Consider the following 8,943-nt stretch of genomic DNA (forward strand, 5'->3'; position numbering starts at 1 on the left):
ACGTCCGATTCGAGCCTGGTCGAATCACAGCCGGCCCGGGCCGGTGGCGCGTTGGACTGAGCCGCATGAGAACTCGAATCCTCGCCGCCGGCCTCGCGCTCGTGGCCGTCGTCACCGGGGCACCGGCCGCCGCCGCGCACCCGGCCACCGCGCCGCGCCCGGCCGCCGGGTGCGGTCGCCAGTTCGACGCCGCCGTCCAGACCTACCTGCGCACCACCGACGAACGGGACGCGCGGGGCTTCACCGCGCTGCTGCACCGTGACGTCACGGGCGTGCTGCCGGGCGGCACGGTGTTCAGCGGGCACGACGAGCTGGCCGCGTTCATCGACCGCTTCTTCGCCCGCACCGACTGGACGCAGACGTTCGACCTCACCCGCCGCAACGCGACCTGCGAGCGGGGGTACGTGCTGTTCGAGTCCGTCTACGCCGAGCCGGCGGCGGGCTACTCGCAGACGCTGATGATCGGGGTGACGTGGGTGCGCGAACACGGCCGGTGGCTCGTGCTCGCCGACCAGAACACGGAGGTCACGCCGTAGGGCGGAGGCCGCACCTCCCGCGGGAGGTGCGGCACCCCCGTGGCTAGCAGCTCGACTTGTAGAGGGCGGCCTTGCCCTCGGGGGTGTCGAGGTTGTCCCTGGTGACGATGGTGAAGCCGGTCTGGATCTTCGTGTCGGTCCGGTCGCCCTTCAGCGCCTTGACGGCCTGCTGGACGCCGACCTGGCCGATCCTGCCCGGCTGCTGCGCGACGAGTGCCTGCACCGTCCCGTCCCGCAGGGCCTTCACCTGGTCGGGGCCGGCGTCGAAGCCGACGATCTTGACCTGGTCCTGCTTGCCGGCCTGGCGGATGCCCGTGGCGGCACCCTCCGCGGAGAAGATGTTGGCGGCGAAGATGCCGACGATGTCCGGGTCCTTCTGCAGGGCCGCGGTGACGATCTGGGCGGCCTTCTGCGGCTCGTTCTGGGAGTACTGCACGCCGAGGTCGGTGTACTTCGGGTCGGTCTTGACCGCGTCCTGGAAGCCCTTGGCCCGGTCGTCGGTGGTGCTGACGCCCGGCGACACGCTGACCACGAGCACCTTGCCACCCCGCGGCGCGAGCTGCTTGATGGCGTTGAAGGCGGCCTTGCCGCCACCGATGTTGTCCGACGCGATGGCCGACGCCGCGACCGACGGGTCCTTCAGCGTCGTGTCCACCAGGACGACCTTGATGTTCTGCTTGGTGGCCTGCTCGACCGGCCGCTGCATGGCGGACACGTCGGTCGGCGCGATGAGGATGGCGTCGGGCCGCGAGGAGACGACCCCCTGCAGCACCGGCGTCTGCAGGGTCGGGTCGAACTTCTGCGGTCCCTGGATGTCGACGGTGGCGCCCTCCTTCCTGGCCTCCGCCCGCACCGCGCACCCCATGGTGATGTAGAACGCGTCCCCGGTGACCCCCTGGACGAAGGCGAGCTTGTACGAACCGCCGGAACCCGAGCCACCGCCCGAGCCGCAGCCCGCGAGGAACAGTGCCGCCGCCGTCGCCACGACCGCTTTGAGACGGTTCATGAGGTTTCCTTTCCTGAGCCGCCCCCGAAGTGGGGGAGGAACCTGGGTTTGCCTCGGGACCCGCGCAGGGCGGCTGCTCTGCGGGCCTGGTCCACGTAGACGGCGGCGATGAGCACCCCGCCGACCACCACCTGTTGCCAGAACGGCTGCACGCCCAGGATCACGAAGCCGTTCTGCAGCGTCGACGGGATGAACAGGCCGATCACCGTGCCGAAGATCGTGCCGACGCCGCCGAACAGCGACGTCCCGCCGATGACCACGCCCGCGATCACGTTCAGGTTCGTGTTGGACTGGCCCGCGATCGTCGTCGACTGGAAGAACGCCAGGTTCAGGATCCCGGCGAGCCCGGCCGTCAGCCCCGCCAGCGCGTACACCTTGGTCAGGTGCCGGTCGACCTTCAGGCCCACCCGCCTGCCCGCCTCGGGGTTCGAGCCGATCGCGTAGGTGTACAGGCCGAAGCGCGTCCGGTGCAGCACGACCATGCCCAGCACCACCACGACCAGCGCCACCACCGACAGCGTCGGCACCTGCCCCACGAGGTTGCCGAAACCGACGTTGTCCACCAGGACGTCCGGCGCGTCCCGCAGGTCGATGCCGGACGTGATGATCTGCGCGATCCCCAGCGTCGCGCCCATCGTGCCCAGGGTGACGATCAGGGGCGGCACCCGCAGCTTCGCGACGAGCACGCCGTTCAGCAGCCCGCAGGCCAACCCGACCACGCTCGCCACGAGGATGCCGAGCAGCGCCACGCCCCAGCCCTGACCACCCGCCGCGACCATCGCCCTGCTCGCGACCACGCCGGACAGCACGAGCACGCTGCCCACCGACAGGTCGATGCCACCGGTGACGATCACGAACGTCATGCCGACGCCCAGCACCGCGAGGATCGACGTGTTCACCACGATGCCGCGCAGGTTGAACACCGACAGGAACGCGTGCGGGTCCAGCACACCGAAGATCGCCACGATCACCGCGAGGATGAGCAGGATCTGCAGTGCCTGCAACCGGAGCAGCCGCTGCCACCGGCCGGCCGGGACCTCCTCGACCGCCGCCGCGGAGGACGTGCCGCGCCGCGCGACGCTGGTCATGTGTGCACACCTGCCTCTGGTTCGGTGGCGCCGGTCATCGCGGCGACCAACTCCTCCATCGACGTCCGCCCGGTCGCGAAACTCGCCACGCGCTGCCCCCGGCGCAGTACCTGGATGCGGTCCGACACCTCCATCACGTGGGGCATGGAGTGGCTGATGAACACGACCGCGATGCCCTCGTCCCGTACCCGCCGGACGAGGTCCAGCACGTTGCGGGTCTGCACCACGCCGAGCGCCGCGGTCGGCTCGTCGAGGAAGATCACCCTGCGCGCCCACGCCGCCGCGCGTGCCACCGCCACGCCCTGCTTCTGGCCGCCCGACATCGAACCGACCGGCCCGGACAGGTCCCGCACGGTGGCGCCGAGCCCGTCGAACGCCGTGCGGCTGCCGGCACGCATCGCCCGGGTGTCCATGAAACCGAGCCTGCCGAGCAGTCCCGGCCGCATGATCTCCCGGCCCAGGTACATGTTCTGCACCGGCGACAGGTGGGGCGCGAGCGCGAGGTCCTGGAAGACGGTCTCGATGCCGAGCGCGCGGGCGCTGGTCGGGGAGGTGAGCCGAACCGGGTTGCCGTCGAACAGGATCGTGCCGCTGTCCGGGGTCTCGATGCCGGACAGCAACCGCACGAGCGTGCTCTTGCCGGCGCCGTTGTCCCCGATCAACGCGACGACCTCACCCGCGCCGACGTCGAAGTCGGCCTCGGACAACGCGTGCACGTGCCCGTACGCCTTGGACAGGCCGTGGGCTGCCAGCAGAGTCGGCTGGGTCGCTGCGCTCATCCGCGGCCGCCTCCTTCCGTCGTCGCGGGTTCGGCGCTCGGTCCTCGCTCACGAGCCCGCCGCGCGGTCAGTGCGGCCGCGGCCGGCGGGGGGGTCGGGGATTCGAGGGCGGCTCGGCGCAGTGGGTTGGCGAAGGACTGGAAGTCGCCGGGGTTGCCCGCGGCGCTCCAGGCCGCGAACAGTGCGGCGCCGAACGCGCCGGGCTGGGCCATGGGTGAGAAGCGCAGGTCCGGCAGGAGGCGGCGCTTGGCGTCCCGCACCGTGGACATGCGGGTCCAGCCGCCGGCGGCGACCGCGGCTCGATGGGTGCCGACGACGTCGTTCATGCCGTGGAGGAGGTCGCTGGTGACTTCGGTGATGTGGTCGAGTGCGGCCGCCCAGACCGCGTGCGGGGTCGCGCCGTCGGTCACGGTGATGGTGACCTCCTCGTCGGTCTTCCTCGCGCCGGAGACCGACACGGTCGTGGGGTGTGGGTCGCTGACGGGGCGGTCCAAGACGGTCCGGCCCGGGTCGTCGGCGCCGAGCATCGCGAGTACCCGGCGCATGACCAGGCCCGCGCGGACGCCGCCGATGAGCGCCGACTGTCCGGTGAGGACATGGCGGCCCGCGTCGATGCCGCGTGCGGCCAGCTGTTCCCGGTCGTCGTCGGTGAGTAGGTGGGGGACCGTGCGGAGGATGACGTCCGCGGTGCCGCAGGAGTTGAACAGTTCGTGGTCGCCGGTGGCGCCGACTCCGGTGGCGGCCACGGGGTGGTCGTGGCCGACCACCGTGATCACGGCACCCGCCAGGCCGTCCGGCACGTGCGGTGCCGGCGCCACCGTGCCCGCGGGCTGGCCGGCCGCCACCGTGTCGGGAAGCAGCCGGTCCACGCCGAGGAGGGTCAGCGCCGCCGGCCACTGCCGGCCGGTGGACTGGTCCAGCAACCCGGTGCGGGAGGCGAGGGACGGCTCGCTCACCCGGGCCGCGCCCAGCCGGTGTGCGACGTACTCGGGAATGTTGAGCCAGCACGCGCCGGGTGGCAGCGCGCCATGACTGCTCCGCAACCACAGCAGCTTGCCGATGGTCCACTGTGGACCGAAGGGGAGGCCGGTGCGTCGGGGGAACGCCGCCCGGAAGGTCGGGTCGAGTTCGGCCAGTTCGGCCGCGCCACGCTGGTCGTACCAGGCGATGACCGGCGTGGTCACCCGACCGCCGCCGTCCAGCACCACCCCGCTCTCGGCGAAGCCGGTCAGGCCCAGCCCGATGGCCTGGATCCGTTGCCGGGCAGAACCACGCGCGTCGGCGAGGGCGGCGCCGAGCACGTCGACCGCGGCGGCGAACAGCGCCTCGCCGGTGGTCTGCGCGCCGTCCCAGGGGGTGGTGCCGTGCGCGAAGCCCAGCTGCCGGCCGTCCGTGCCGACGACGAGCGCCTTGGTCTCCGTGGTGCCGAGATCGAGCCCGACGACCGCCTCGACGGTCATGGCCGCACCTCCCCGGAGCCGCGCGGCACCAGGTGCACCGGCGCGACGACGGTGACCGGGCCGCCCGTGTCACCCTCCAGCCGCTTCACGAGCTGCTCGGCGGCCAGCCGGCCGATGACCTCCGACGGGTGGGCGATGACCGTGACGGCCGGCGTCACCGAGTCCGCCATCGGGAAGTCGCCGAACGCCACCAGTGCGACGTCCAGCCGGTTGCGGCGGTGCAGTACGGGCACGACACCGAGCGAACACCGGGTGTTGGCGCTGAAGATCGCGGTGGGTCGGCGCGCGTCGCCCAGCAGGCGCGTGGTGTGCGCGGCCGCGTGCCCGACGGTGTCGTCGCGGTCGCACTCGAGCACGATCTCCTCGTCGATGCCGGCCTCGGCGAGCGCGTCCCGGTAGCCCGCCACGCGCAGCCGCGCGGTGTCCAGGTCCGGCCCGTCGCCCAGGAACGCGATCCGGCGGTGCCCGTGGGCCACCAGGTGCCGCACGGCCGTGCCCGCGGCCTCCCGGTCGTCGACCACCACCGCGTCGGCGTCGAGGTTGCGTGCCCTGCGGTCCACGAACACCACCGGGCACGGCAGCGTCCGCACGTACGCGTGGTCCGCCGACACCGGCGCCACGATCAACCCCGCGACCCGCCGCTGCGCCAGCCCCGCCATGACCGACCGCTCCCGCTCCGGCGCGCGGTTCGTGCTCGCGATGATCACCGTGATGCCGCGCCGCAGCGCGAGCCGTTCGACCTCGCCGGTGACGCTGGCGAAGAACGGGTCCGCCACCGAGTCGATCACCACGCCGATCGTGTCGTCCCTGCCGCGCCGCAGCGACCGCGCGAGGGGGTCCGGCTGGTAGCCGAGGTCGCGCACGGCCTGCTCCACCCGTGCCCGCGTCTGCTCGGCGACCCGCGGATCGCCGTTGATCACCCGGGACGCGGTCTTCGCGCTCGTGTGCGCGGCGGCGGCCACGTCGCGCAGGCGCACCCTCGGCCTGGTCATGCCCGTGCCTTCAGAGCTGTCAGCAGCTCCTCGACCCGGGCCGGGTCGACCCCGCCCGCCAGCACCCGCTCGCACGACGCGGTGGCCGTGGCCACGCCACGCGCGGCCGCCTCGACCCAGCTCGCGCCGCCGAGCAGGCCGAGCGCGAGGCCCGCGACGAACGAGTCACCGGCGCCGACGGCGCTCACCACGTCGACCGGCACCGTCGGCACCCAGGTGAGCGCGCCGTCCTCGGCCAGCACGACGCCCAGCTCGCCGACGGTGACCGCGGCGCGGCGGGCACCCAGCGCGACCAGGGCGCCGGCCGCCGACTCGGCGCGTTCGGCCATCTCGGGACCGGTGCTGACCAGGACGTGGCCGCTGTCGCCGCGGATCGCGGCCTCCGCCTCCTCCAGGTTGGGCGTGACGAGGTCGGGACCGCTCGCCAGCGCCGCGCGCAGCGGTTCCGGCGCGCTGTCCACGATCACCGGCACGCCGGCCGCCCGCGCGTCCGCGACCAGCTGCCCGTACGCGTCGGCCGGCGCGGCGGTGGGGAGACTGCCGTCGCACACCAACAGGTCCTGCCCCGGAAGGAGGTCGGCCACGGCCTGGCGGTAGCGGTCCCAGGTGTCCCGGCTGATGGGCGCGCCCGGCTCGTTGAGCACGGTGGTGCGCCGGGTGCCCTCCTCGATCATGATCACGGCCATCCGCACGTCACCGGGCATCGGCACGCCCACGACGTCCGCACCCTCGGCGGTGAGCAGGGACAGCAGCCGCTCCCGGTCGTTGTCGGCGGCCAGGCCCACGATCGTCGCCGTGCGGCCGAACGCGCGGAGCACCCTGGCGACGTTGACGCCCTTGCCGCCCGCGGTGACCTCGACCTCGTGTGCCCGCAGCACGCTCCCGGGGACCACCTCGGCCACGCGCACGGTCCGGTCGAGGCACAGGTTCGGCGTCGCGATGAGCACGGGCACTCCTCGTCGAGTGGCGCATCGGTCACCACCGGGTAATCGATGTCGCGAGAAACCCGGGTAATCGATGTCACAACGCGTGCGACCGAGAGTGCTCCGGACGACGCGCGGGTGTCAAGGGTGCGCCGAGAAGATGACCACGAGCCGGTGCCGGCCGTGCCTGACGCGCCGCGGCCTCAGGCGACCGCACGCCGATGGCGTCAGGCCATCGTGGATGGCGTCAGGCCATCGTGCCGATGGGTGTCAGGCGACCGCCCCGATGATGCAGGTGAAGGCGGCGACGCCCAGGATCGTTCTGCCGTAGTGGAAGCGGCGCCAGGTGACGCGGAGGTGTTCGGCGCCCTCGGGGGTGGTGCCCTCGGGAACGCGGCGGAAGCGCGCGTTGATCGGCTCGGCGACGATGATCGAGCTGACGATGACCACCCCGAGCAGTGCCACCGCGGTCCAGGTCAGCGCGGCGGGGCGACCGGTCGCGCCGAGGGCGAACAGCAGCGCGCCGACGCACGTCACCGCGCTGAGGATCGGCAGCAACGGGTCGACCCGTGCCAGTGTCCGGCGGAAGTCGGTGGCGTACTGGTCGACCGGCATCCGCCGCCACAGGTCGGTCCGCTCGACGGCGACCATCAGGATGCCGCCGGCGAACAGCCCACCGGCGGCGAGCATCAGCCACGAGCCGAGCAGGGTGAGCGTCATGCCCCGCAGTGAAGCCGCGATCCGCTGGCGCGGCAAGGGTTCTCGAGGCGGTCTGGAGGCGGTCTGGAGGCGTTCTCGGGTTCACGCTCCAGGTCACATTTCCGGTCCACACCGGATTCTTTTCAGCAGCGGAAAACAAGGCGCCGACGTGCGCCGATGGGGTGGACCTGGCGCGGCGCGCCTGGGATTTGCGGGAATGCGGCCATAGCGTGGCCGCATGAGCACTCGGTACACGTCGGCCGCCTATCGCGAGCTGGGCGGAATGATGCGCCAGGTACGGGAGAAGGTGGGCCTGTCCGCGGGGGAGCTGGCGCGCAGGCTGGGCTGGCCGCTGACGAAGGTCTCGCGGATGGAGAACGGCCGGCGCGCGTCGAGCACCACGGACGTGATCCAGTACGTCGTGATGTGCGGGATGAAGGCGCGGGAGGTGGAGCGGCTCATCGACTTCGCGAGGATGGCCGAACGCAAGCAGGGCTACTACCTCTCGGACTGGCGGATCGCCGGCTCCCTGCAGTCGCTGATCTTCCACGAATCCCTGGCCGACCATTCCATCATCTACGAACCGCAGCTGATCCACGGGCTGTTGCAGACTCCGGACTACGCCCGCGCTCGCATCACCGCTCTCGAACCCGATATCGGGGAGGAAGAGGTGGTGAGTGGTATCCGCACTCGAATGGAACGACGACAGATCCTCTATCAACCGAATTCGTCGCGGTTCACGTTCTACCTGCATGAGCACGCATTGCGGCTCCGGGTCGGCTCAGAAGAGACCATGCACGAGCAGTTGCTGCATCTCGTGCTCACCGCCGCGCTGGACAACGTCACGGTCCGCATCGTGCCGAATGCCGCCGGCGAATTCGGCGACGAGTTCCACCTGATGAAGTTCACTGATCATCCTCCGATCGTCTACCTGGACAATCTCCGGCTCGGCGGCTTGATACTCGAAGACCGCGCCTACGTGAGCAGCTACTGCGATCTGGTGCCGAAGCTCGCTGATGCGGCCCTTGATGAGGGACAATCGCGCATGTTCGCGGCCGAACTGGCCGACGCGTGCGACCGAGGGAGCCATCGGGGTGTCACAGACGTCCTGGCGCAAGAGCAGCTTCAGCAACGGAACGGGAACGAGCTGCGTGGAGGTGGCATGGCGGAAGAGCAGCTTCAGCAACGACATCGGAACCGACTGCGTGGAGGTGGCGTGGTCGAACCACCAACCCCGATCTACGAGTGACGCGGTCCTGGTCCGCGACTCCAAGAACCCCGGCGGCGGGGTCCTCACCGTCCCCACCGCCGCCTGGCGCGATCTTCTCGACCGGTAGTCAGGCCCCGTCAGCGCGGGTGGTTGACTGGGGGCATGGTTGATCGTCCTGAGCCGCCGCTGATCGCCGACGAGCGGGAGATGTCGCGCGGGTTCCTCGAGTTCCACCGCGCGACGCTGGCGA

The 8,943-nt window shown here is 71.6% G+C and carries 9 protein-coding genes and 1 pseudogene; 3 read left to right on the forward strand and 7 right to left on the reverse strand.

The genetic code is table 11. The features are described 5' to 3' along the window. Window positions 1–65: 65 nt before the first annotated feature. The gene (locus tag ACJ73U_RS47515) at window positions 66–536 is read left to right on the forward strand and encodes a nuclear transport factor 2 family protein (RefSeq protein WP_407784410.1); all 471 of its coding nucleotides are present in this window, start codon (window positions 66–68) and stop codon (window positions 534–536) included. A 43-nt stretch (window positions 537–579) separates the two neighbouring features. On the opposite strand, the gene ACJ73U_RS47520 is transcribed toward ACJ73U_RS47515, so the two are convergent. The 7 genes from ACJ73U_RS47520 to ACJ73U_RS47550 form a co-directional block, all read right to left on the reverse strand. Beyond that, entirely contained in the window at window positions 580–1,542 is a 963-nt protein-coding gene (locus ACJ73U_RS47520) for an ABC transporter substrate-binding protein (RefSeq protein ID WP_407784411.1), read from the reverse strand. Continuing rightward, on the reverse strand, window positions 1,539–2,630 hold the full coding sequence (locus tag ACJ73U_RS47525; protein WP_407784412.1) for an ABC transporter permease: 1,092 nt from the start codon (window positions 2,628–2,630) through the stop codon (window positions 1,539–1,541). The genes ACJ73U_RS47520 and ACJ73U_RS47525 overlap by 4 nt, the downstream gene beginning before the upstream one ends. Continuing rightward, window positions 2,627–3,409, reverse strand: a complete 783-nt coding sequence (locus ACJ73U_RS47530) for an ATP-binding cassette domain-containing protein (RefSeq protein ID WP_407784413.1) — start codon at window positions 3,407–3,409, stop codon at window positions 2,627–2,629. The genes ACJ73U_RS47525 and ACJ73U_RS47530 overlap by 4 nt, the downstream gene beginning before the upstream one ends. Next, window positions 3,406–4,869 carry an L-fuculokinase gene (locus ACJ73U_RS47535; protein ID WP_407784414.1) on the reverse strand — a complete coding sequence of 488 codons (1,464 nt, stop codon included), beginning with the start codon at window positions 4,867–4,869 and terminating at the stop codon, window positions 3,406–3,408. The genes ACJ73U_RS47530 and ACJ73U_RS47535 overlap by 4 nt, the downstream gene beginning before the upstream one ends. Then, window positions 4,866–5,861: a LacI family DNA-binding transcriptional regulator gene (locus tag ACJ73U_RS47540; protein WP_407784415.1), complete on the reverse strand. Its 996-nt coding sequence runs from the start codon at window positions 5,859–5,861 to the stop codon at window positions 4,866–4,868. The genes ACJ73U_RS47535 and ACJ73U_RS47540 overlap by 4 nt, the downstream gene beginning before the upstream one ends. After that, window positions 5,858–6,808: a 1-phosphofructokinase family hexose kinase gene (locus ACJ73U_RS47545; RefSeq protein WP_407784416.1), complete on the reverse strand. Its 951-nt coding sequence runs from the start codon at window positions 6,806–6,808 to the stop codon at window positions 5,858–5,860. The genes ACJ73U_RS47540 and ACJ73U_RS47545 overlap by 4 nt, the downstream gene beginning before the upstream one ends. Window positions 6,809–7,054: 246 nt before the next feature. After that, entirely contained in the window at window positions 7,055–7,504 is a 450-nt protein-coding gene (locus ACJ73U_RS47550; RefSeq protein WP_407784417.1) for a DUF1772 domain-containing protein, read from the reverse strand. 262 nt (window positions 7,505–7,766) lie between these two features. Between ACJ73U_RS47550 and ACJ73U_RS47555 the strand changes: the two are divergent. Together ACJ73U_RS47555 and ACJ73U_RS47560 are read left to right on the forward strand one after the other, a co-directional pair. After that, a pseudogene (locus ACJ73U_RS47555) lies at window positions 7,767–8,477 on the forward strand (helix-turn-helix domain-containing protein); the annotation flags it as partial. Window positions 8,478–8,511: 34 nt separating this feature from the next. After that, window positions 8,512–8,820 (forward strand): DUF397 domain-containing protein, encoded by a 309-nt coding sequence (locus ACJ73U_RS47560; RefSeq protein ID WP_407784418.1) that lies wholly within the window; start codon window positions 8,512–8,514, stop codon window positions 8,818–8,820. Window positions 8,821–8,943: the final 123 nt, after the last annotated feature.

Source organism: Actinophytocola sp., from assembly GCF_045807065.1.
Lineage (GTDB): Bacteria > Actinomycetota > Actinomycetes > Mycobacteriales > Pseudonocardiaceae > Actinophytocola.

What these genes read in the sequence shown, in the direction of transcription:
- ACJ73U_RS47515 (WP_407784410.1), top strand. Translation starts at nt 66, where the DNA reads ATGAGAACTCGAATCCTCGCCGCCGGCCTCGCGCTCGTGGCCGTCGTC.
- ACJ73U_RS47520 (WP_407784411.1), bottom strand. Translation starts at nt 1,542, where the DNA reads ATGAACCGTCTCAAAGCGGTCGTGGCGACGGCGGCGGCACTGTTCCTC.
- ACJ73U_RS47525 (WP_407784412.1), bottom strand. Translation starts at nt 2,630, where the DNA reads ATGACCAGCGTCGCGCGGCGCGGCACGTCCTCCGCGGCGGCGGTCGAG.
- ACJ73U_RS47530 (WP_407784413.1), bottom strand. Translation starts at nt 3,409, where the DNA reads ATGAGCGCAGCGACCCAGCCGACTCTGCTGGCAGCCCACGGCCTGTCC.
- ACJ73U_RS47535 (WP_407784414.1), bottom strand. Translation starts at nt 4,869, where the DNA reads ATGACCGTCGAGGCGGTCGTCGGGCTCGATCTCGGCACCACGGAGACC.
- ACJ73U_RS47540 (WP_407784415.1), bottom strand. Translation starts at nt 5,861, where the DNA reads ATGACCAGGCCGAGGGTGCGCCTGCGCGACGTGGCCGCCGCCGCGCAC.
- ACJ73U_RS47550 (WP_407784417.1), bottom strand. Translation starts at nt 7,504, where the DNA reads ATGACGCTCACCCTGCTCGGCTCGTGGCTGATGCTCGCCGCCGGTGGG.
- ACJ73U_RS47560 (WP_407784418.1), top strand. Translation starts at nt 8,512, where the DNA reads ATGAGGGACAATCGCGCATGTTCGCGGCCGAACTGGCCGACGCGTGCG.